The sequence below is a fragment of the Lentzea nigeriaca genome (assembly GCF_016907955.1).
In the GTDB taxonomy this organism is placed as follows: Bacteria; Actinomycetota; Actinomycetes; order Mycobacteriales; family Pseudonocardiaceae; genus Lentzea; species Lentzea nigeriaca.
This window is the reverse complement of the sequence record NZ_JAFBCX010000016.1, coordinates 122,522-142,419: the sequence shown is the minus strand read 5'-3', so window position 1 is coordinate 142,419 and position 19,898 is coordinate 122,522. Positions and strand designations below refer to the sequence as shown.

Annotated in this window: 24 protein-coding genes; 14 read left to right on the top strand and 10 right to left on the bottom strand. The window is 68.8% G+C overall.

Annotated features, from left to right (window positions below):
• The first annotated feature begins 160 nt into the window (after window positions 1-160).
• Window positions 161-1,126, top strand: a complete 966-nt coding sequence (locus JOD27_RS36730; protein ID WP_307830550.1) for an aldo/keto reductase — start codon at window positions 161-163, stop codon at window positions 1,124-1,126.
• Between the two features lie 6 nt (window positions 1,127-1,132).
• Here JOD27_RS36730 and JOD27_RS36725 read toward each other — a convergent pair whose 3' ends face one another.
• Both JOD27_RS36725 and JOD27_RS36720 read right to left on the bottom strand, forming a co-directional pair.
• Window positions 1,133-1,465: an ArsR/SmtB family transcription factor gene (locus tag JOD27_RS36725; protein ID WP_204766936.1), complete on the bottom strand. Its 333-nt coding sequence runs from the start codon at window positions 1,463-1,465 to the stop codon at window positions 1,133-1,135.
• Window positions 1,466-1,470: 5 nt separating this feature from the next.
• Window positions 1,471-1,626, bottom strand: a complete 156-nt coding sequence (locus JOD27_RS36720) for a hypothetical protein (RefSeq protein WP_204766935.1) — start codon at window positions 1,624-1,626, stop codon at window positions 1,471-1,473.
• A gap of 144 nt (window positions 1,627-1,770) precedes the next feature.
• Here JOD27_RS36720 and JOD27_RS36715 point away from each other — a divergent pair, with 144 nt between their 5' ends.
• Genes JOD27_RS36715 through JOD27_RS36700 form a run of 4 tightly spaced genes read left to right on the top strand, consistent with a single transcriptional unit; the run spans window position 1,771 to window position 4,707 of the window.
• Window positions 1,771-2,175 (top strand): TOBE domain-containing protein, encoded by a 405-nt coding sequence (locus JOD27_RS36715; protein ID WP_204766934.1) that lies wholly within the window; start codon window positions 1,771-1,773, stop codon window positions 2,173-2,175.
• Complete coding sequence (modA, locus tag JOD27_RS36710) at window positions 2,172-2,906, top strand: molybdate ABC transporter substrate-binding protein (protein WP_204766933.1); 735 nt, start codon at window positions 2,172-2,174, stop codon at window positions 2,904-2,906. Before JOD27_RS36715 ends, modA begins: the two co-directional genes overlap by 4 nt.
• Window positions 2,903-3,682: a molybdate ABC transporter permease subunit gene (gene modB, locus JOD27_RS36705; protein ID WP_307830545.1), complete on the top strand. Its 780-nt coding sequence runs from the start codon at window positions 2,903-2,905 to the stop codon at window positions 3,680-3,682. The genes modA and modB overlap by 4 nt, the downstream gene beginning before the upstream one ends.
• Window positions 3,679-4,707 carry an ABC transporter ATP-binding protein gene (locus tag JOD27_RS36700; RefSeq protein WP_204766932.1) on the top strand — a complete coding sequence of 343 codons (1,029 nt, stop codon included), beginning with the start codon at window positions 3,679-3,681 and terminating at the stop codon, window positions 4,705-4,707. The genes modB and JOD27_RS36700 overlap by 4 nt, the downstream gene beginning before the upstream one ends.
• A 154-nt stretch (window positions 4,708-4,861) precedes the next feature.
• On the opposite strand, the gene JOD27_RS36695 is transcribed toward JOD27_RS36700, so the two are convergent.
• Complete coding sequence (locus JOD27_RS36695) at window positions 4,862-7,408, bottom strand: AfsR/SARP family transcriptional regulator (RefSeq protein ID WP_204766931.1); 2,547 nt, start codon at window positions 7,406-7,408, stop codon at window positions 4,862-4,864.
• Between the two features lie 63 nt (window positions 7,409-7,471).
• Here JOD27_RS36695 and JOD27_RS36690 point away from each other — a divergent pair, with 63 nt between their 5' ends.
• Window positions 7,472-7,609: a hypothetical protein gene (locus JOD27_RS36690; RefSeq protein WP_204766930.1), complete on the top strand. Its 138-nt coding sequence runs from the start codon at window positions 7,472-7,474 to the stop codon at window positions 7,607-7,609.
• Here the strand turns inward: JOD27_RS36690 and JOD27_RS36685 are convergent.
• The gene (locus JOD27_RS36685; protein WP_204766929.1) at window positions 7,596-8,198 is read right to left on the bottom strand and encodes a TetR/AcrR family transcriptional regulator; all 603 of its coding nucleotides are present in this window, start codon (window positions 8,196-8,198) and stop codon (window positions 7,596-7,598) included. The genes JOD27_RS36690 and JOD27_RS36685 overlap by 14 nt on opposite strands.
• 80 nt (window positions 8,199-8,278) lie before the next feature.
• Between JOD27_RS36685 and JOD27_RS36680 the strand changes: the two genes are divergently transcribed.
• Entirely contained in the window at window positions 8,279-9,220 is a 942-nt protein-coding gene (locus JOD27_RS36680; protein WP_204766928.1) for a beta-ketoacyl-ACP synthase III, read from the top strand.
• 257 nt (window positions 9,221-9,477) lie between these two features.
• Here JOD27_RS36680 and JOD27_RS36675 read toward each other — a convergent pair whose 3' ends face one another.
• The 4 genes from JOD27_RS36675 to JOD27_RS36660 form a co-directional block, all read right to left on the bottom strand.
• Window positions 9,478-10,860: an NAD(P)/FAD-dependent oxidoreductase gene (locus JOD27_RS36675; RefSeq protein ID WP_204766927.1), complete on the bottom strand. Its 1,383-nt coding sequence runs from the start codon at window positions 10,858-10,860 to the stop codon at window positions 9,478-9,480.
• Entirely contained in the window at window positions 10,857-11,684 is an 828-nt protein-coding gene (locus JOD27_RS36670) for a 4Fe-4S domain-containing protein (RefSeq protein WP_239570585.1), read from the bottom strand. The genes JOD27_RS36675 and JOD27_RS36670 overlap by 4 nt, the downstream gene beginning before the upstream one ends.
• 162 nt (window positions 11,685-11,846) lie before the next feature.
• Window positions 11,847-12,557: a DUF4142 domain-containing protein gene (locus JOD27_RS36665; protein ID WP_204766926.1), complete on the bottom strand. Its 711-nt coding sequence runs from the start codon at window positions 12,555-12,557 to the stop codon at window positions 11,847-11,849.
• A gap of 61 nt (window positions 12,558-12,618) precedes the next feature.
• A complete protein-coding gene (locus JOD27_RS36660; RefSeq protein ID WP_204766925.1) occupies window positions 12,619-13,218 on the bottom strand; it encodes a hypothetical protein in 600 nt (199 codons plus the stop codon).
• Between the two features lie 114 nt (window positions 13,219-13,332).
• Here JOD27_RS36660 and JOD27_RS36655 point away from each other — a divergent pair, with 114 nt between their 5' ends.
• From JOD27_RS36655 to JOD27_RS36640, 4 genes are all read left to right on the top strand, one after another.
• Window positions 13,333-13,902, top strand: a complete 570-nt coding sequence (locus tag JOD27_RS36655; protein WP_030468711.1) for a sigma-70 family RNA polymerase sigma factor — start codon at window positions 13,333-13,335, stop codon at window positions 13,900-13,902.
• On the top strand, window positions 13,899-14,642 hold the full coding sequence (locus JOD27_RS36650) for an anti-sigma factor family protein (RefSeq protein ID WP_204766924.1): 744 nt from the start codon (window positions 13,899-13,901) through the stop codon (window positions 14,640-14,642). Before JOD27_RS36655 ends, JOD27_RS36650 begins: the two co-directional genes overlap by 4 nt.
• An 83-nt stretch (window positions 14,643-14,725) precedes the next feature.
• Entirely contained in the window at window positions 14,726-15,133 is a 408-nt protein-coding gene (locus tag JOD27_RS36645) for a hypothetical protein (RefSeq protein WP_204766923.1), read from the top strand.
• A 138-nt stretch (window positions 15,134-15,271) separates the two neighbouring features.
• Window positions 15,272-15,742: a YkvA family protein gene (locus JOD27_RS36640; RefSeq protein WP_204766922.1), complete on the top strand. Its 471-nt coding sequence runs from the start codon at window positions 15,272-15,274 to the stop codon at window positions 15,740-15,742.
• Here JOD27_RS36640 and JOD27_RS36635 read toward each other — a convergent pair.
• Entirely contained in the window at window positions 15,677-16,162 is a 486-nt protein-coding gene (locus JOD27_RS36635; protein WP_204766972.1) for a GNAT family N-acetyltransferase, read from the bottom strand. The two genes, JOD27_RS36640 and JOD27_RS36635, sit on opposite strands and share 66 nt — an antisense overlap.
• A 65-nt stretch (window positions 16,163-16,227) precedes the next feature.
• On the opposite strand from JOD27_RS36635, the gene JOD27_RS36630 reads away from it, so the two are divergent.
• Genes JOD27_RS36630 through JOD27_RS36620 form a run of 3 tightly spaced genes read left to right on the top strand, consistent with a single transcriptional unit; the run spans window position 16,228 to window position 19,317 of the window.
• A complete protein-coding gene (locus tag JOD27_RS36630; protein WP_204766921.1) occupies window positions 16,228-17,373 on the top strand; it encodes a PP2C family protein-serine/threonine phosphatase in 1,146 nt (381 codons plus the stop codon).
• Window positions 17,370-18,884: a sensor histidine kinase gene (locus tag JOD27_RS36625; RefSeq protein ID WP_307830544.1), complete on the top strand. Its 1,515-nt coding sequence runs from the start codon at window positions 17,370-17,372 to the stop codon at window positions 18,882-18,884. The genes JOD27_RS36630 and JOD27_RS36625 overlap by 4 nt, the downstream gene beginning before the upstream one ends.
• A complete protein-coding gene (locus JOD27_RS36620; RefSeq protein ID WP_204766920.1) occupies window positions 18,877-19,317 on the top strand; it encodes a response regulator in 441 nt (146 codons plus the stop codon). Before JOD27_RS36625 ends, JOD27_RS36620 begins: the two co-directional genes overlap by 8 nt.
• Here the strand turns inward: JOD27_RS36620 and JOD27_RS36615 are convergent.
• The gene (locus JOD27_RS36615) at window positions 19,292-19,747 is read right to left on the bottom strand and encodes a MarR family transcriptional regulator (RefSeq protein WP_204766919.1); all 456 of its coding nucleotides are present in this window, start codon (window positions 19,745-19,747) and stop codon (window positions 19,292-19,294) included. The genes JOD27_RS36620 and JOD27_RS36615 overlap by 26 nt on opposite strands.
• Window positions 19,748-19,898 lie beyond the last annotated feature (151 nt).

The window sequence follows — 19,898 nt, the reverse complement described above, 5'->3', positions numbered from 1 at the left end:
GCAGGAATGACGCTAAACCCGCAGCTCAGAGCTAGCGGCAGAATTGCCACCGTCGTGTTGAGAAGGGGCACGATCCGGCGAGCGCGACTAGGTTGATGTTGAACGGGTTGTCGCCAACATTCACCCGATGAGTAACCGTCGTTTTCCTGAGAGGCTGACCGTGCGTTACACCAAGCTCGCCGGCATGGACGTGTCCGAGATCTGCCTCGGCATGATGAGCTACGGAGATCCGTCGCTGGGGAACCATCCGTGGTCGTTGCCGGAGGAGGAGTCCCGGCCGTTCATCAAGGCCGCGATCGATGCCGGGATCAACTTCTTCGACACCGCGAACGTCTACTCGGCCGGTTCTTCCGAGGAGATCACCGGCCGTGCGCTGAAGGACTTCGCGCGGCGCGACGAGATCGTGCTCGCGACGAAGGTGCACGGCCGCATGGGCCGCGGCGCGAACGGCGCGGGGTTGTCGCGCAAGGCGATCTTCGCCGAGATCGACGCGTCCCTGCAGCGGCTCGGCACCGACTACGTCGACCTCTACCAGATCCACCGCTTCGACGGGACGGTTCCGCTGGAGGAGACGCTCGAAGCGCTGCACGACGTCGTGAAGTCCGGCAAGGCCCGCTACATCGGCGCCTCGTCGATGTACGCGTGGCAGTTCGCCAAGGCGTTGTTCACGCAGAAGCAGAACGGCTGGACGCGGTTCGTGTCGATGCAGAACCACTACAACCTCCTCTACCGCGAGGAGGAACGCGAGATGCTGCCGTTGTGCGCGGACCAGGGCATCGCCGTGATCCCGTGGAGCCCGCTGGCCCGCGGCCGCCTGACCCGTGACTGGGACGCCACCACCGCCCGCACGGAGACCGACGAGTTCGGGTCCACTTTGTACGTCGAGTCGGACCGCGCGATCGTCGAGCAGGTGGCGTCCGTGGCCGCCGCCCGCGGTGTGTCACGGGCTCAGGTCGCGCTGGCGTGGCTGCTGCGCAACCCGGTGGTCACCGCGCCGATCGTCGGCGTGACGAAGCCGCACCACCTGGACGACGCCGTGGCAGCGCTGGACTTCGAGCTCACGGACGACGAGGTGGGGCTGCTGGAATCGGCGTACGAGCCGCACCGCATCGCCGGGCACGCCTGAGGAAGGTCACGCGGGCTGCTCGCGGAGCTGGGCGAGCAGCTCGTTCTGGCCCACCAGCAACTCGGTCAGGATGCGTCTGGCGGCCCTGAGCAGGTCGGCCACGTCGGCACCGGCGAGGGCGTAGACGACCGTCGATCCCTCGCGGGTCGCCGTGACGATCCCGGATCTGCGCAGCACGGCGAGCTGGGCGGAGAGGTTGGACGGCTCCACCTCGATCTCGGCGAGCAGCTCGCGCACCGCCTTCGGCCCGTCCTGGAGCAGCTCCAGCACCCGGATGCGAACCGGGTGCCCGAGCATCCTGAAGAACTCGGCCTTCGCCTGGTACAGCGGAACGGGCACGGGGGTCACCGCACCCCGTGCTCGGCGGCCAGGCGCTTGAGGTTGGCGAGGTCGGCGCCGTGCACCTCGGCGGCGTACGCGTCCTGCCGTTCCACGGCCTGCCGCACGGCCTCCTCCGCCTGCTCGATGCGGGCGAGGAGGTTGTCCCTGAACTCGTTCACGGCATCACTACCTGTCGAATTGAAGAAGTCTTCAATTCGACAGGTTACCCCAGCTCGAAGACCTCGACGAAGTCCGGGATCCGGGCCCTGAGCGCGCCGGTCGCAAGTTGAGAGTTCCGCAGACGCGGAGATAGGCTCCGATTCGTGCCGAATCTGCGGATCAGCGAAGCCGCCGCGCTGCTCGGGGTCAGCGACGACACCGTGCGCCGGTGGATCGACCAGGGACGCCTGCAGTCCGTGGTGCTCGACAACGGGCGCAAGGGCGTCAGCGGGACGGAGCTCGCCGAGTTCGCCCAGCACATGACCGAGGTGGCCGAGCCGGGCACGACGGTCGCGGCTTCGGCGCGCAACCGCATGAAGGGCATCGTCACCCGTGTCCTCAAGGACGGGGTCATGGCGCAGGTCGACATGCAGGCCGGGCCCTTCCGCATCACGTCGCTGATGAGCCGTGAGTCCGCCGACGAGCTCGGCCTGGAGGTCGGCAGCGTCGCCGTCGCGTCCATCAAGTCCACGCACGTCGTCGTCGAGATCCCGGAGGCCTCGAGTTGAAGAGGGTGCTTGCGTTCGTGCTGCTGCTGGCAGGCTGCTCGACCGCGCAGCCGAGCCCGTCGACGCCGAACATCACGGTGTTCGCGGCGGCGTCGCTGACGGAGTCGTTCCAGAAGCTCGGCAAGGAGTTCGAGGCGGCGCACCCCGGCACGAAGGTCACCTTCAACTTCGGCGGCAGCTCGGCGTTGGCGCAGCAGATCAACCAGGGGGCACCCGCCGACGTGTTCGCGTCCGCGGCGCCCGCGAACATGAAGCAGGTGACCGACACCGGGGCGATCACGGCGGCGCCGACCACGTTCGCGAAGAACACGCTGCAGATCGCGGTGCCGCAGGGCAATCCGGGCAAGGTCACCGATCTCGCGGACTTCGCGAAGGCGGACCTGAAGATCGCGTTGTGCGCGGAGCAGGTGCCGTGCGGTGCGGCGGCGAAGAAGGTGTTCGCGGCAGCCGGCGTCACGGCCGCGCCGGACACGCTGGAGCAGGACGTGAAGGCCGTGCTGACCAAGGTGTCGCTGGGCGAGGTCGACGCGGCGCTGGTCTACCGCACGGACGTCAGGGCCGCGGGGGCGAAGGTCGAGGGCAAGGACTTCGCGGAGGCTTCCGGCGCCGTCAACGACTACCCCATCGCGCCGCTGGCCAAGGCACCCGCCGAGGCCAAGGACTTCGTGAACTTCGTGCTGTCGGAACGGGGTCGCGCGGTGCTGACCGAGGCCGGTTTCGCGGCGCCGTGAGGTCCAGGCTGCCGGTCGTCCTCGTCCTGCCCGCGATCGCCGGGCTCGCGTTCCTGCTCGTGCCGCTCGCGGGGCTGCTCGTCAAGGCGCCGTGGGCTTCCCTGCCGACTCAGCTCTTCAGCGCCGAGGTCGGGCAGGCGCTGCGGCTGTCGTTGGTCTGCGCGTCGCTCGCCACGGTCGTCTGCCTCGTTCTGGGGGTGCCGCTCGCGTGGTTGCTCGCGCGCGGCGACCTGCCGGGACGCGGACTGCTCCGCGCGCTCGTCACGGTTCCGCTCGTGCTGCCACCCGTGGTCGGTGGCGTGGCGTTGCTGCTGGTGCTGGGACGGCGTGGTGTGGTCGGTCAGCACCTCGACCAGTGGTTCGGGATCTCGTTGCCGTTCACGACGGCGGGTGTCGTGCTCGCCGAGGCGTTCGTCGCGATGCCGTTCCTGGTGATCTCGGTAGAAGGCGCGTTGCGGGCGGCTGATCCGCGGTACGAGGAGGCCGCGGCCACGCTCGGTGCGTCCCGCTGGCTGACGTTCCGGCGCGTGACGCTGCCGAGCGTCATGCCAGGAGTCGTTGCGGGGACAGTGCTCTGCTGGGCGCGGGCACTCGGCGAGTTCGGCGCGACGATCACGTTCGCCGGCAACTTCCCCGGCAGGACGACGACCATGCCGCTCGCCGTGTACCTGGCGCTGGAAACAGATCCGGACGCCGCGATCGTGCTCAGCATCGTGCTGCTGCTCGTGTCGGTGGCCGTGCTGGCCGGGCTGCGGGACAGGTGGATCCGCGCATGACCCTGCACGCCGAGCTCCGCGTCCAGCGCACCGGCTTCAGCCTCTCGCTCGACCTCACCATCGAACCGGGTGAGGTCGTGGCGTTGCTCGGGCCCAACGGCGCGGGCAAGACCACCGCACTGCGTGCCCTGGCGGGACTGGAGGCCGGGGGCGCCATCAGCCTCAACGGGTCCACTTGGGACGGTCTGCCCGCCGAAATGCGGCCTGTCGGCGTGGTTTTCCAGGACTACCTGCTCTTCGCGCACATGAGCGTGCTCGACAACGTCGCGTTCGGACTACGGGCGCGCGGCACCCGCAAGGCCGAGGCCAACGCCATCGCACTCCGCCGGCTGGACCAGGTGGGGCTTGCCGGCTTCGCTCACGTCAAACCCCGCGCGCTGTCCGGCGGCCAGGCCCAGCGCGTGGCCCTGGCCCGCGCCCTCGCCACGTCGCCTCGGCTGCTGCTCCTCGACGAGCCACTGGCCGCCCTGGACGCGAGCACCCGGTTGCGCGTGCGATCGGAGCTCGGCAGGCACCTCGCCGACTACCCCGGCCACACCCTGCTGGTCACGCACGACCCGCTGGACGCGATGGTGCTCGCCGACCGGCTCGTCATCCTGGAGAACGGCCGCGTCGTGCAGGAGGGCTCGCCGCGTGCCGTCGTCCGGCAGCCGCGAACCGACTACGTGGCGCACCTCGTCGGCCTCAACTTCTACCGGGGTGTCGCTCGTGGCACCGAGGTTCAGCTCGACGACGGCGGAACTCTCACCATCGCCGAACCCGCGGAAGGTCCGGTGCACGTGGTGTTTCCGCCGTCCGCGGTCAGCCTGTTCCCTTCGAAGCCCACTGGCAGTCCGCGCAACACCTGGCAGGCGACGGTGTCCGGCATCGAGCAGCACGCGCATACCACCCGCGTGGACCTCGACGGCTCTCCTGCCGTGCTCGCCGACATCACCACAGCGACAGTCGCCGAGCTGCGGTTGCAGCCCGGCGACGCGTTGTGGGTTTCGCTGAAGGCGACGGAGATCCACACCTATCCGCAGTAGGTCACGCGAAGCGCTCTGCCCCGTGATGGCCTTGCCGACGATCAGCGTGGTCATCTCGCGGGTGCCCTCGAACGAGTGGATCGCCTCGGCGTCGGCGAAGAACCGGGCGACGTCAGCTCGTGTTCGAGGTCCTTGATCCTGGCCGTTCGGATCATCACGTGACCAAGCCCGCCAGCTTCCTGGAGGCTTCCGACTCACCCCACCGGAACCCGATCCGCCGCGACAGCTCCACCGCCTCGCGGTAGGACGCCTTCGCTTCCTCCGCCCGGCCCGCCAGCTCGTGCACGATGCCGCGATCCAGCAACACCCCTGCTTCGATCTGCCTGTCCCCCACCGATCGCGCCAGCCGCAGCGCTTCCTCCGCCAGCTCAAGAGCGCGGTCGAGCGAGCCCATCTGCCGGTGCGCGTCGGCCATGTTCGCCAACGCGTGCAGCTCACCGGACCTGTCGCCGCACGCGCGGAACGTCGTCAAAGTCTGCTCGTAGCAAGCCACAGCCGCCTGGAGGTCGCCCCGTGCCGCGTGCACCAGACCGAGGTTGGTGCGCACGTAGGCCGCGCCCTGCGCGTCGGAAAGCTCCTCCCGCAACGTCAGCGACGCTTCGAGCGAGGTGACGGCGGCGGGCAGGTCGCGGCGGCGCCAGTGCACGATGCCGAGGTTGTTGAGCGTCACGGCTTCGAGCTGCCGGTCGCCCGACGAGCGGGCCAACGTGAGCGCCGCCGCCCAGTGCTGCTGCGCCTCGGCGAACTTGAAGCCGCGCTCGCAGGCCGCGCCGAGTTCCTTCAACGCCAACGCTTCCGCGCGCGTGTCGCCCAGGGACCGCGCGGCCTCCAGTGCGAGGGTGTTCAGCGCGGCCCAGTCCGCCACCTCGGAGCGGCGCCGGAAGTACCACGACAGACCGGCGGCGAACTCGATCGCGTCGGCGGGAGAAGCCTGGTGGGCGGCGGCGATCAGGTTGTCGCGTTCCTCCGCGAGCCAGAGGTCGGTCGGGTTGTCCGCCAACGCTTCCAGGTAGTGCTTGTGCAGGCGTTCCAGCGCCAGCGACCGTTCGGCCGACGACTCCGAGCCGCGGCACCGCTCCCGCGCGAACAGCCGCAGCAGGTCGTGCAGGGCGAAGCGGCCGGGCACCGGTTCCTCGACGAGGTGGGCGTCGACCAGCTCGGCGAGCAGTTCCTCGACGTCCGGCACGTCGGTCAGCGCCCGCGCGGCCGCGACGGAGAAGTCCGGGCCGTCGAGCAGGCCGAGCAGCCGGAAAACCCTTGCCACGGCCGGAGATCCGAGTTCGGCGTAGCTCACCTCGAACGCCGACCGCACCGCCACGTTGCCGACCCCCAGCTCCTCGAGGCGACGGGTTTCGTCGGCCAGCCGCACGGCGAGCGACAGCGCAGTCCACTGTGGACCGGCGGAGAGCCGGGCACCCGCGATCCGCAGCGCCAGCGGCGAACCTCCGCACCAGCGCAGGAGTTCCGTCGCGTCGTCGACCTTCCCGGCGACGCCCGTCAGCAGCTGCAAGGCGTCCTCCAGCGGCAGGGCGCCGAGCTTCACGCAGGAAGCGCCGTGCAGCGCGGTGAGCGGACGGCGTGACGTGATGAGCACCGCCGAGCCCGGCCCGGTGGGCAGCAGGCGGGTGACCTGGGCCGCGGTGGCAACGTTGTCCAGCACCACGAGCAGCCGGCGTGACGCCGTGAGAGAGCGGTAGCGCAGGGCTTCCTCGTCGCCGGGACGTTCGCCGAGCGCGCGCAGGAACTGGCTCAGGATCCGGTCCGACGCCCCGTCGGAGAGGTCGGCGTAGAGCTGGCCGTCCGGGAACTGCGCGGCGATCTCATGGGCCGCGCGCACGGCGAGGGCCGACTTGCCGATGCCCGCCTGCCCGGTGATCACGCACACCGCGACCCTGTCCTGCCGGGTCTGCGCCTTGACCAGGTTCAGCTCGCGCGATCGTCCCGCGAACGTGACCACGTCCGGCGGCAGCTGCCGGATCGCCGCCGCACCAACGGGTTTCGCGCGCAGGATCTCGGCCTGCAACCGCCGCAACGACTCACCGGGCTCGACGCCCAGCTCGTCCATGAGCACCCGGCGGCACTCCTGGTACGCCGCGAGCGCCTCGGCCGGCCGTCCAGCCCGGTGCAGCGCGACCAGCTGCTGCTCGCGCAGACGTTCGTTCAACGGATGTTCGCGCACCCACTCGTTGAGGTCCGCGACGATCTCGACGTGCCGCCCGAGATCGAGCTCGGCCTCGGCGCACTCGACCCGCGCGGCCAGCCGCAGTTCCTCCAGCTGCGCGACGACCCCGCGCAACAGTCCCGACGCCGCGAGATCGGCGAGCGCGGGCCCGCGCCACACCGCGAGGGCTTCCCGGTAGCGCTGCGGGGTGCGTTCCCCGCGGGCGACGTCTAGTAACTCGGTGAACCGGGTGAGATCGAGCTCGGCGGGATCGATCGACATCAGGTAGCCGGGCGCCCGCGACAGCAACCGCGAGCCGACGATCTTGCGCAGCTGGTAGACGTAGACCTGCAGATTCTTCAACGCGGTCTTGGGCGGGGCGTCGTCCCACAGCACGCTGATCAGCCGGTCGACCGACAGCACCCGACCCGGCTGAGCCAGCAGCAGCGCGAGCACGGCCCGCTGCTTGGGCGGCCCAAGGCTCAGGCGCACGCCATCGTCGGCGTAACACTCCACCGGCCCGAGCACCCGGAACTCCACAACTCCCGATCGTAACTACCGATCGCATACCGGACACATGTCACACGCCTTGACGTTTGATCCATGACGAGAACCTCACCGGCCTGGGTGGTGGCGCTCGGCGCTGCGCAACGCGCCGAGTCCCTCGACGCGACGCACGGCATGGTTCAGGAGCAGCCCGCCGAGGTGGTCGCGGTCGTCAACGCGTTCATCGCGAGCTGAAGAGCCGGTCCAGCGCCTTGCGGGCGCGGGCGGGGGCCGCGCTGTCGTGTTCGAGCTGCAGGAAGTGGTTGAGCGCCAGCATGATGCCGATGATCTCGTAGACCAGCTGCTCGACGTCGGTGTCGGCCGGCAGGTCGCCGTCGCTGATGGCGCGGCGGGTGTGGATGCGGAGGTCCCTGCGCCACAAGGCGTTCATGCCGGCCAGGGCGTCGCGCACGCGGCCGCTGCGGCCGTCGAACTCCGTCGTGGCCGCGGTGAAGAAGCAGCCGCCGGGCAGCACCTCGCGTTCCAGGTACGACACCCAGGCCTCGCAGACCGCCTTGAGGCGCGGCAGGCCGGACGGGAGCTGTTTGACGCGCTGCGGCACCTCGCGGGCGAAGACCGCCGCCGCCTCGTCGACCACCGCGAGTTGCAGGCCCTCCTTGGTGCCGAAGTGGCCCAGCAGACCGGCTTTGCTCATGCCCAGCTCGTCGGCGAGCCTGCCGATCGTCAGGCCCTCCAGGCCTTCCGCGGAGGCGATGGCGAGGCTCCTGTCGAGGATGCGCTGCCGCGTTTCGAGGGTGTCGGCGACAGAACGACGTGGGCTCACGCACACATCCTAACCTCTTTAGCTACCGATCGATCGGTTGCTATATTCGCCGCGTCGTCGCCTCGCCAAAGGAGCACACCTTGTCCGGATCCCGTGTCGTCGCGCTCGGGCACCACCAGCCGCAGCGCGTGCTGACCAACGCCGACCTGGAGAGGATGGTCGACACCAACGACGAGTGGATCCGCCAGCGCACGGGCATCGCCACGCGCCGCATCGCGGACGACGAGTCGGTCACCGACATGGCGGCCGCAGCGGCGGCCAAGGCCCTCGCGGCGTCCGGCCTCGAACCCTCCGACATCGGCCAGGTCATCGTCGCCACCTGTTCCGCGATCGACCGCTGCCCATCGATCGCCGCCCAGGTCGCGAACCGCCTGACCATCCCCGCCGCGGTCTGCTTCGACCTCAACAACGCCTGCGCCGGCTTCTGCACGGCACTCGCCACCGCCGACCACACGCTGCGTGCGGGCGCCGCCCGGCACGCGCTGGTCATCGGCGCAGAGAAGATGTCCGACCTCGTCGACTGGACCGACCGCGCCAGCTGCATCCTGCTCGGCGACGGCGCGGGCGCCGCGGTGATCAGCGCCGCCGACGACGCCGAGATCGGGCCCGTCACCTGGGGTTCCGACCCGACGCGCAACGGCGCGGTGCGGCTGCAGGACGCGTGGCAGCCGCGGTTCGCCCAGGAGGGCCAGGCCGTGTTCCGCTGGGCCACCAGCGAGCTCCCCGCCGTCGCGGCGCAGGCGTGCGAGCGGGCGGGCATCGCCACCACAGACCTCGCCGCCATCGTCACCCACCAGGCCAACCTGCGGATCATCGAGGCCATGACCCGCAAGCTCGACCTGCGCGACGACGTGGTGATCGCGCGCGACGTCGTGGAGTCCGGCAACACCTCGGCCGCCTCGGTGCCGCTCGCACTGTCCAAAATGGTCGAACGCGGCGACCTGCCGTCCGGTCGGCCGGTGCTGCTCTTCGCCTTCGGCGGCGGGCTCTCGTGGGCGGGCCAGGTCGTCACCCTCCCGTAGGGTCGTCGAACCGCTGGTGCGCCTCGTCCTGGGCAGCGAGGCTGGAACTCCTTCAGGCAACAGGCCGGTGTGGCAGCTCGGGAGCCCGCCGAGCCGCCACACCGTTGGTGACGCACGAGAAGGAGGTTCGCCCACCGGCGCGGGAACGAGCGCATCGCCGCGTGGCGTCATCGGTCCGCCACCTGGCCAACGCAGCGACGTCGGAGTTCGCCGTCCCCGCTTGCCCTGTGCCGGCGGGCAAATTCCTCCTGACCGGGTTAAGGCCTCGCGCGTCCTCCGCCCACTCGCACCATCTCCGGCCTCGACCGTGAATGCCGCCGCCGCTGCAAAGGCGGGGACATCGACGACGAGACGGACGGGGGAACCGATGATGCGTGGGCGGCGACTGGTTCGGGGACCGGGAGCGCGGTGGTGGGCTGGGCTTCCGGTGCCGCGGCGACCTTGGTCTCCTCGGCCGGCTGGGTCCACACCGTGAGGCTCTCCTGGACCGTGTTCTGGCGGAACAGTTCCGGGGTCTCGGTGATGATGCGGCCCGGCTGCTCCAGACCCACGATGCCGACGAGCTTGCCGTTGGCGATGAAACCCGTGAGTCCGTTCACGTCCGTGGTGTCGGTGCCCAGGACGGGCAGGCCGGCGCCCTGGACGCGCATGCCGTACTGCTCGGTCCAGAACCGCGGAACCGGCGTGTACGTCTTGGCGTGGTTGCGGCCCACCAACAGGTTCTCGGCGGCGGCACGGCCTCCTTCGACCGCGTTGAGCCAGTGCTCGACGCGGCGCACGGCGCCGTTGAAGCGCATGTTGGGCCAGCGGGCCACGTCACCGCAGGCCACGATGTTCTCGGCGCCGACCACGTGGTTGGTGGCGTCGCACAGCACGCCGTCCGAGATGTCCAGACCGGAGCCGCGCAGCCAGTCGACGGCCGGTGCCGCGCCGACGGCCAGCACCACGCAGGAGGCGAAGAAGACCTGACCGTCGGAGAGGTGGATGCCGATGCCGCCGGGCTGACGCACCCAGTGCTTGATGCCGACACCGGTGGCGAGCCGCACACCGTGGTGGATGTGCGCCTCGGTGATCTTCTTGCCGATCTTGTCGCCGACGACACCGCCGAGAAGCGCGGGCGAGCGCACGATCAGCGCGACGTCGCGGCCCATGTGACGAACCGAGCACGCGAGCTCGCAGCCGATGAAGCCACCGCCGATGACGGCGACGAGGCCCTGCGACTGCCGGATGTTCTTGCGGATCGCGACCGCGTCGTCCAGCGTCCGCAGCACGTGCACCCGCGGGTCGTGGCGCGGAGCCCCGCCCATCGCCCTGGCGTCGACACCGGTGGCGATGATCATGCCGTCGTACTTGATCTCCTCGCCGCCGGGGACCCAGACCGACTGCTTCTTCGGGTCCAGGTGCAGGGCCGGGGAATTGAGCCGCCACTCGGCGTCGAGGTCGCCGGAGAACGACAGCAGCGAGTCGTCGGGGTGCCATTCACCCGTGATGATCTGCTTGGACAGGCATGGGCGGTGGTACGGGAGGTGCCGCTCCGCGGACAGGATCGTGATCTGCCCGTCGAAACCCATCTCCCGAAGCCGTTCCGCGGAACGGACTCCTCCGAGCCCGCCGCCGACGACCACGATCCGTTCGCTCACTTCACTCGCTCCCTGATCTCGATAGCGCGCATCGGGCACGCGCGCTGTGCCGCTCTGGCCTGAGCGAAGTGCTCCTCCGGCGGGCGGCGGTTGTAGGTCAGGCGGTTGTCTTCGATCAGCTGGAAAACATCCGGGGCCTCCGCCTGGCAGGTGCCGTAGCGGTGGCATTTCTCGTTGTTGACGCTCACGTCCATCGCGTCGCCCTCGCCGACGCCGGGTTCCTTGCCGCGCTCGGAGTCGAGCATGCCGATGCGCATCAGCACCTCGGGCGGCAGGAAGCGGGCCAGGGCCAGGGTCGCGGTCGGGACGAGGACGGTGAGGCCGGCCAGCCAGAGAACGGACAGGTTTCCGTTCGCGATGGCGCCGAACCAGGAGTGGACCACGGTGGCCCCGACGACGATGTACGCCGTTTGATGGAACCTCAGCCACTTGCGGTAGAAGACTTTGTGCCGCATGGACGCCAGGATTGCGATCGCGGCCATGACCTCGAGTCCGATGATGCCGAGCGCATGCCGGAAGAGGCCGCCGTCGACGAACGGCAGCACCAGCTTGACGAAGCTGAAGGTGCCGGTCTGGATCAACGTGAAGGCGAACGCGTGGATGCTGCCGAACGCGATCGTCAGCGAGGCGAGCACCATGTGCCCGTTCTTCAGTCCCTCACGGCCGGTGAGCTTCTCGGCCCATCCGGTCGCGATGAGCACACCCCAGGACAAGGTGGCGCACATCATGACGTAAGCCAGCCTGGCAGACAGCTGGGCCATCTTCTTGACACCCGAGTCGAACTCGGAGGCCTGGGCCACCAGGAGCGGAATCTGGCTGGACAACAACTCTTCCTCCGGAAAGAACTTCTCGCGGGAACCCGCCCGGTCCTGTCGTGCAGGAGTGGACACTTTCAGGGCCGGGCGGGTGGGAACAGGTCCGCGTTGGAGTGCCTCTGACCTTGGGACACCACCTCCGTTTCCCGTTGTCTAACGGGTCTTGCTGAACTACCGCACCGGTCGTCGCGGGCGGAGTACTCGGAGCAGGAGGACCGTGAGAACGGCTCCCGCGGCGGTGACCGAGATGATCACCCACATGTTGGGCCCCTCGTTGGAGGCCAAAGTCGCGTTGATGATGCCGCCGGCCGGCTGGGGCTCCGCGAAGGACGAGTCGCCTGCGAGTCCCGTGCTCTCCAGCAACGTCATGTGCTTCATCACCACGTCGATGCCGGCCTGCGCGAACCCGCGGATCACGTCGTTGCGGGTCTGCGTGCGCACCTTCGCGATGAAGTTGAAGACCTGGCCGTGCGCGGCGCGCAACCTGGCGACGAACGCCTGGTCGAACGCGTCTCCCTCGAGACCGTTCAGCTCGTCCATCCACGACTGCTGCGAGGGGTTCGGCACGTCGGGGGTGGTCAGGTTGAACTGGGCGGCCGTCTTCTTCGTCAGGTTGTCCAGCATCATGTGGTCGAGCATGATCATCTTGCCGATCTGCTTGACCCGTGCGTTCGACGCCTTGGTGGCCGTGAGCTCACCCATGGGCATCTCCCACAGGCCTGCCTGACGCACCTTGTTCAGCAGTTCCCGGTCGTTCGCGGTCAACGGACCCGACGGGGTGTCCTGCACTCCACCGGTGTCCGCAGGTTGAGCAAGAGCTGCGAACGGAGCGGCGAAGAAGAGGAACAACATCGCCAAGACGGTGGCGAGGGCTCTGGTCATCGTCTTGATGTCCTCGATGTTCAGGGGAAGTCGGTAGGGGGCTGGAGATCAAGCAGTGGGCTCAGTAGCCGGGCGCCGCCGACGTCGGCGTGGACTGCGGTGTCCCACCGGCCGGCGAAGTGGGGGACGGGCTCGGCGTGCTGCTGCTCTTGTTGCTGTTGTTCTGCGCTTTCCCGCCGGTGATCTTGGCTCCGTTCGGGGCGACGACCCACCAGGTCCCGCCCTTTCCCTGGCCCTTCATGTCACCGGCCGCCTTGTCCTCGGCGTAGGTGTACATCGGAAAACCGGCGATGGTGAGCTGCTTGGTGCCGTCCGGCCTGGTCAGGACCCCCATGGAGATCGGGTCCACCCCGGTCGCCATCGGCGTCTTGTCCGCGAGGACCGGCTTCCAGGCCTTGAGGCACTCACCCTCGCAGTTGGACTTGGACGGCTTCGGGGTGTCCTTGTCGAAGCGGTAGAGAGGGAGCCCGTCGGCATCGGTGACGAACCAGCCCATCTGGTCGTTGTTCGCGATGAAGTACATGTTCGCGCCGCTCAGATCAGCGGGTTTCGCCTGCAAGCCGCCGGTTGCCGCCCCGCCGGGAGGGGTCGAGGTGCTGCCACACGCCGTGAGGCTGATAGCCAGTGCCGCCAGGGCGGTGATGGCTGGTCCACGTCGCATCGGCAGGTCCTTTCTCGGCTGGGGTACCGAGGAGTACGGACACGATCCGGCAACGGTTCACGAAGTTCGTGAGGAATATTTGCCTCTCGACTTGAGACGGTTCATGGGGCAAGGATGTCCCCCGTGGCGCGGCATAGACGTCAACGTGAGTTAGACGAACAATCACCAAGACCGGGATCCCTCGAGGAAGAGTTGATCCGTCGGCTGTACGAGGAATTCGGCAGTGCCCTGCTGGGACACTGCATGAGGTTGACGGGCCATGATCGTCAATGGGCCGAGGACATCGTGCAGGAAACCCTGGTCAGGGCATGGCGCAACGCCGAGAAACTCGAACGTGACCCCGTGCTCTTGCGATCGTGGTTGTTCACGGTGGCAAGGCGGTTGGTCATTGACGACAGACGAAAGAGAAGCGTCCGTCCGCAGGAGTTCGAACTGACCCCTTCGGACGAATCGCCATCGGGTGGCGAGGAGGATCGCACCCTCGCTGCGATCGTCGTCGCCGAGGCGATGAACGGTCTCTCCGAGGAGCACCGGGAGGCTATTCTCGAGACATATCTGCGGGACCGCACCGTCGGTGAGGCCGCGGCGGCACTGGGTGTGCCACCGGGAACGGTCAAGTCGAGGGTGTACTACGCGCTCCGTGCGTTGCGGCGTGCGTTGCACGATCGGGGAGAGACGCGGTGACAACGGCACCAGATCACCTCGACGTCGCCGCCTACGTGCTCGGCATCCTCGATGCCGATGAGGTGGAGGCGTTCGAGAACCACCTGACGGAATGTCGCAGGTGCGCTCTTGACCTGCGCGATTTCGCGGTGGTGCCGGACCTCATCGACGAGGCCGACGCGGGCGGAATGCTGCGCGGAACAGCTCCGGAACGCCCGGACGGCAAGTCGGTGCGGGTCATGCTCGACGCGGTCGCGGCACGCAGGAAGCGCAGAAGGTGGTTCGTCGCCCAGGGTGTCGCGGCCGCCGCCGCCGGCATCGTGGCGGTGACGGCCGTCGTCACGACGCTGGTCGTGCGCGGCAGCGACAACGGGTCCAACCAGGCCGCACCTCCCAACCCCGGCACGACGACGTCGCAGACGCGGGTGGCGAACAACTCGACGGACTCGTCGATGAAGGTGCAGCAGCAGGACCCGAACAGCGGTGTCTTCACCAAGATCACCGCCTCGGACGAGCCGTGGGGCACCTCGATGGACATCGAGGTCAGCGGCATGACGGGCCCCACCAAGGGGGCGCTCGTCGCGGTCGGGCGCGCGGGTCGCGTCGCCCAGGTCACGTCCTGGTACGCGCCGGAGCCGGTCGCGGGCGACAAGAAGACCATCCGGCTCCAGGCCAACGTGGCCATGCGCTGGCACGAGATCGCGACGTTCCGGATCCAGGACGAGAACGGCAAGGTCCTGCTCGAGGTCGTCGCGTCCTGACACTTCCCGACACCAGCCCACTGCCCCTGCCGGATCCGTGAGATCCTGTGGGGGCAGTTGTCGTTTTCGGGGAGGCAGTGCACGTGGCGATTGGCCCGTCAGCGGTCGAGCGTTGGCTCGATCTGTCCACAGAGGAGCTGCGCGCTCAGGTCAAGCAGCTCGTGTCCGCCCGGCTACCGGGTGATCACGCTGTGTGGCAGGCGATCCGGCGTCATCCAGCGCTCGTTCCACGCGTCCGCGGTGTCCTCTCCGGACTCGCCGCGACGGCGGCGGGCAGCAAGGACGAGGCCATGCAGAAGGTCTGGATCTCCAAGGCGCGCGCCGCGCTGGACCAGACCACTCCGGCGGTCGTCAAGACCGCACGCAAGCCCGTGGTGAAGGAGGATCCGGTCGCGGAACCGGAACCCGTCATCGAGCTGAAGCAGCCGGAGCCGCAACAGAAGCAGCCGCCCAAGCCCGCACCGACGATGCTCTTCCAGGAGCCGAGCTAGTGCCGCGGCACCAGCTCGCGATGAACGACGCATTGGTTCACCTGAGGTGGACGAATGCGCCGTTCATCGGTTGGGCGTGCCACGAGACACCCGTCTGAACGGCGAAATACGAGGCAAAGGCTGGAGGCCGCGGCACTCATGGTCGTCTTCGGATCGCTCATCTCCATCTCGGGATTGCTGATCCTGCTGTTCCGCAACGCGAGCCTGGGCGGGCTCAGCCCTGCCGTCGTCGGCTGGGTGATGATCCCGCTCGGGCTGGTGTTCGCCGTGCTGGGCGTGCTGCGCAACCGGCGCAAGCGCGCCCAGAAGGGCCCCGGCCCTGTCGGCAACCCGATCCAGCGTGCGAAGGCGCTACCGCGGCTGTGGAGGGCCTGGCGCAGCGGCCTGTACCCCCAGCTGCCGCGCAGCCAGGTGATGCTGTGGGCGGTGGCGCTGGTGTACCTGGTGTCGCCGATCGACCTCGTGCCGGAGTTCCTGCCGGTGATCGGGGTGACCGACGACGCCGGTGTCCTGGTGTGGCTGCTCAGCAGCCTCTCGATCGCCTCAGGGGCCTACCTGGGCTGGGAGAAGGACCATGGCGACCCGAGTCGCGGGATCGAGTCCCCTTGAGGCCTCCTCGCGCATGATTTCGGCCAGGCCGGGCGAAGTCTCGGTCACCGGTCGAAATCCGAGGCGTTCGTAGTAGGGCGCGTTCCACGGCACGTCCCTGAACGTCGTGAGCGTCAGCGCCTGCCCGCTCCGCCGGACGTGCTCGATGAGCGCCGCGCCGATTCCCTGGCGCGCGTGCGAGGGGTGCACGCTGATCTGGTGAACGTGCTTCGCGCCGTCCACGTCGCCCACCGCGATGAACGCGACCGGCACTCCCCGATCGCCCACCGCGACCCACACTTCGTGTTCTGCCAGTGCTTCCAGCGACATCGGGTCGTCGTCGGCGATCTCGGGCATGCCGACGTCCCTGAACGGTTCACCGGACGCGTTTTCGATCTCCTGGAGGTACGGGAGTTCGGCTGGTTGGGCGAGACGGATCAACACGCCCGCCATCCTGGTAGGTCGGACGCGAACCCTGCACCTGAATAACGTTAAAGTCCGACCTGATGCGAACCAGAACCGTGCGCGTCCTCCTGGTCGAGGACGACGATGGCGACGCCCTCCTCGTCGAGGCCCTGCTCGAAGAGGCGAGGGCGCCGTTCATCCTGACGCGCGCTCGCTCGCTCGCCGAGGCGGAGCGCCTGCTCAGCGATGCCGAGTGCGTGCTGCTCGACCTCGGCCTGCCCGACTCTCAGGGCCTCGACAGCCTGCACCGGCTGCTGAGCAAACCGGACGCGCCGGCGATCCTCGTGCTGACGGGGCTGAACGACGAACGCGAGGGCATCGACGCGGTCTCGGCCGGTGCGGAGGACTACCTCATCAAAGGTCAGGTCGACGGCGAACTGCTGCTGCGCGGTGTCCGGTACGCGGTCGAACGGCGGCGCGCGGACGACGCCCAGTTCCAGCTGCGCGAGGCGAAGCTGCTCGCCGCGGAGCGGTCCCGCCTCGAACGCGGCCTGCTCCCTCCCCCGCTGCTCAAGAGCTCCGACCTCGACATCGAGGTCCGCTACCAGCCCGGCGGGCAGCGAATGCTGCTCGGCGGCGACTTCTACGACGCGGTGGGCCTGCCGGACGGCTCGGTGCACGCGATCATCGGCGACGTCTGCGGCCACGGCCCGGACGAGGCCGCGCTCGGTGTCTGCCTGCGCATCGCCTGGCGTGCTCTCGTTCTCGCGGGCGAACCTCCGGAGAAGGCGCTGCGGACCCTCGACCAGGTGCTCGTCGCGGAACGGCACGGCGAGGGCATCTTCACCACGGCCTGCGTGGTCACCGTGGCACCGGACAGACGGTCGGCGCGCTACTTCCTGGCCGGGCACCCCGAGCCGTTGCTCGTGGTGGGCCAGCAGATCCTCGACCTGCCGCAGTCCAAGATCGGCGTGCCGCTGGGCGTGCTGCCGGACTACGCGTGGACCGGTGTGGACGTGCCGCTGCCGCCCGGCTGGCAGCTCGTCTGCTACACCGATGGCCTGATCGAGGGCCGGGTACCCGGTGAGAGCGATCGGCTCGGCGTCGAGCGCCTGTGCGACATCCTGCGCGGACACCTGCGGCGGGGCTCCGACTGGCTGGACCCTCTGATCGCGGAGGTGACGGAGCTCAACGGAGGGGAACTCGACGACGACATGGCAGTGCTGCTGCTGAAGGACCCCAGGTGAAGCTGACGGAGAAGCTGCCTGCGAGCAGGCTGCTGGTTGCCATCGTCGCGATCCTGCTGGCCATGACCGCCGCGGCGATCGCCTCGACGGTCGTCGCGCTGGACTCGCTCTCCGACGCGCGCAAGCAGTCGATCGAGCGGATCGCGCCGGCCGAACGCAGGGCGAAGGACCTGAGTCGCGCGTTGCTCGACCAGGAGACCGGCGTGCGCGGGTACGCGCTGACCGACGGGCAGGACTTCCTCAGGCCGTACCTCGACGGGCAGACCTATCAGACGCAGGCCGAGCAGGCCGTGCGCGACCTCGTCGGCGACGTCGGCGGCCGGGTGAGCCGCATCGACGAGCTCTCTCGGCAGTGGCGGGAGCAGTACGCGGAACCCGTGATCGCGGGCGTCCGCCAGTCCGGTCCCGGCACCACGCCCGCACAGGCCATCGACCGCGGCAAGACCATCTTCGACCAACTCCGCATCGAGCTCGACGCGCTGCAGGTCGACATCGGCGAGCTCGGCGAGACCGCACGCCGGGACGTGGACCACGCGGCGAAGGTCGTGCTGTGGCTGGTGATCGGCATGGGCGTGCTGCTGGTCGCGGTGATCGGCGGACTGTCGTTGCTGCTGTACCGCCTGCTGGTCGAACCGCTCGCGGAGCTGGCGGCGCAGGTCCGGCAGGTCGCGTCCGGCGACTTCGAGCACGAGATCGACGCGCACGGGCCACGCGAGACAGTGATGCTCGGCGAGGACGTCGACGCCATGCGCCGCCGGATCCTGCACGAGCTCGCCACGCTGGACGCCGCTTCCGCCGAGCTGCAGCGGTCGAACTCCGAGCTGGAGCAGTTCGCCTACGTCGCCTCGCACGACCTGCAGGAGCCGCTGCGCAAGGTGGCGTCGTTCTGCCAGCTGCTGCAACGACGCTACGGCGGCAAGCTCGACGAACGCGCGGACCAGTACATCGAGTTCGCCGTCGACGGCGCCAAGCGGATGCAGGGACTGATCAACGACCTGCTGGCGTTCTCCCGCGTCGGCCGCATCACCCGCGAACGCACGCTGGTCGACCTCGGCGAGGTCGTGCGCCAGGTCGTGGACAGCTTCTCCGAGCGCATCGAGGAGACCAACGCCCACGTCGTGGCCGACAACCTGCCTTCCGTGCGAGGTGAGGCGACTCTGCTCAGCGCGGTGTTCCAGAACCTGATAAGCAATGCCTTGAAGTTCCGGGGCTCCGCCGACCCGTTCATCAACATCGAGGCCGAACGCGACGGGGACATGTGGCAGTTCTCCGTGCACGACAACGGCATCGGCATCGAGCCGGAGTACGCTGACCGGATCTTCATCATCTTCCAGCGTCTGCACCCGAAGGACGCCTATCCGGGCACGGGCATCGGGCTCGCGATGTGCCGGAAGATCGTCGAGTACCACGGCGGGACGATCTGGCTGAAGACCGATGTGGACGCCGGCACGACGTTCCAGTTCACACTGCCCGTCGCCCCAGAAGACTTGGTTGAGGAAACGCATGACTGACCCATCGTTGAACGTGATCGACGTCCTGCTCGTCGAGGACGACCCAGGCGACGCGCTGATGACGCAGGAGGCCTTCGAGCACCACAAGATCCGCAACACGCTGCACGTGGTGAAGGACGGCGTCGAGGCGCTGGCCTTCCTGCGGCGCGAGGGCGAGTACGCCGACGCACCGCGGCCGGGCCTGATCCTGCTCGACCTGAACCTGCCCCGCAAGGACGGCCGCGAGGTGCTGGCCGAGGTCAAGGCGGACGCGGACCTGCGGCACATCCCGGTGGTGGTGCTGACGACGTCGGACGCGGAGGAGGACATCCTGCGCAGCTACAGCCTGCACGCCAACGCCTACGTCACTAAGCCGGTGGACTTCGAGAGGTTCATCGAGGTCGTGCGTCAGATCGACGACTTCTTCGTCACCGTGGTGAAGCTACCCCGATAGGATTCACCGCAGCGATCACTCCTGCGCTGAAGTCGAGGCAGGACCGGCAGATCCGCGTGCCTTCGCGCTCGTGGACCGGCTTGGTCTCCCCGCAGAACGAGCACTCGCCGGGCTCGCCGACCTGGGCGGATGCGATGCAGACGTCGCAGATCATCGTGCTCGGCCCGGCCATCATCTTGTCGACCTCGTCGCCGCGGCGACCGCAGAACGAGCACAGCTCGGTGCGCTTCGAGTGTTCGACGATCTGGTGCACGCGCTGATGGCTCATCTTCAGCGCTTCCGCGATCTCGCGCATCGACCCGCCGGCCCGGTGCAGGCGCAGCACGCTGTGGTGGTAGACGGCTTTGGCGATGTCCGCCTGATCCTGTGCGGCCGCGGCGGCGGTGCCCGCCTTGCGCGCCGCCGCCAGCAACTCCTCGTCCAATGTCATGCGTCTAGGGTAGCTAGACGCGTCTAGGGTGTCTAGACAGTAGGTCAGTCGACGCTTCGGACGATCAACGGATCGTCGTCGGCCTGGACGACCCACTCCTGGTCGTCTCGTGGTTCGGGGACGACAGGCGCCCAGAGCCCGTCTCCGCCAG

Coding starts and splice junctions, on each gene's coding strand:
- JOD27_RS36700 (WP_204766932.1), top strand. CDS start 3,679: ATGACCCTGCACGCCGAGCTCCGCGTCCAGCGCACCGGCTTCAGCCTC.
- JOD27_RS36690 (WP_204766930.1), top strand. CDS start 7,472: ATGACGAGAACCTCACCGGCCTGGGTGGTGGCGCTCGGCGCTGCGCAA.
- JOD27_RS36665 (WP_204766926.1), bottom strand. CDS start 12,557: ATGACCAGAGCCCTCGCCACCGTCTTGGCGATGTTGTTCCTCTTCTTC.
- JOD27_RS36660 (WP_204766925.1), bottom strand. CDS start 13,218: ATGCGACGTGGACCAGCCATCACCGCCCTGGCGGCACTGGCTATCAGC.
- JOD27_RS36655 (WP_030468711.1), top strand. CDS start 13,333: ATGTCCCCCGTGGCGCGGCATAGACGTCAACGTGAGTTAGACGAACAA.
- JOD27_RS36640 (WP_204766922.1), top strand. CDS start 15,272: ATGGTCGTCTTCGGATCGCTCATCTCCATCTCGGGATTGCTGATCCTG.
- JOD27_RS36630 (WP_204766921.1), top strand. CDS start 16,228: ATGCGAACCAGAACCGTGCGCGTCCTCCTGGTCGAGGACGACGATGGC.
- JOD27_RS36620 (WP_204766920.1), top strand. CDS start 18,877: ATGACTGACCCATCGTTGAACGTGATCGACGTCCTGCTCGTCGAGGAC.
- JOD27_RS36615 (WP_204766919.1), bottom strand. CDS start 19,747: ATGACATTGGACGAGGAGTTGCTGGCGGCGGCGCGCAAGGCGGGCACC.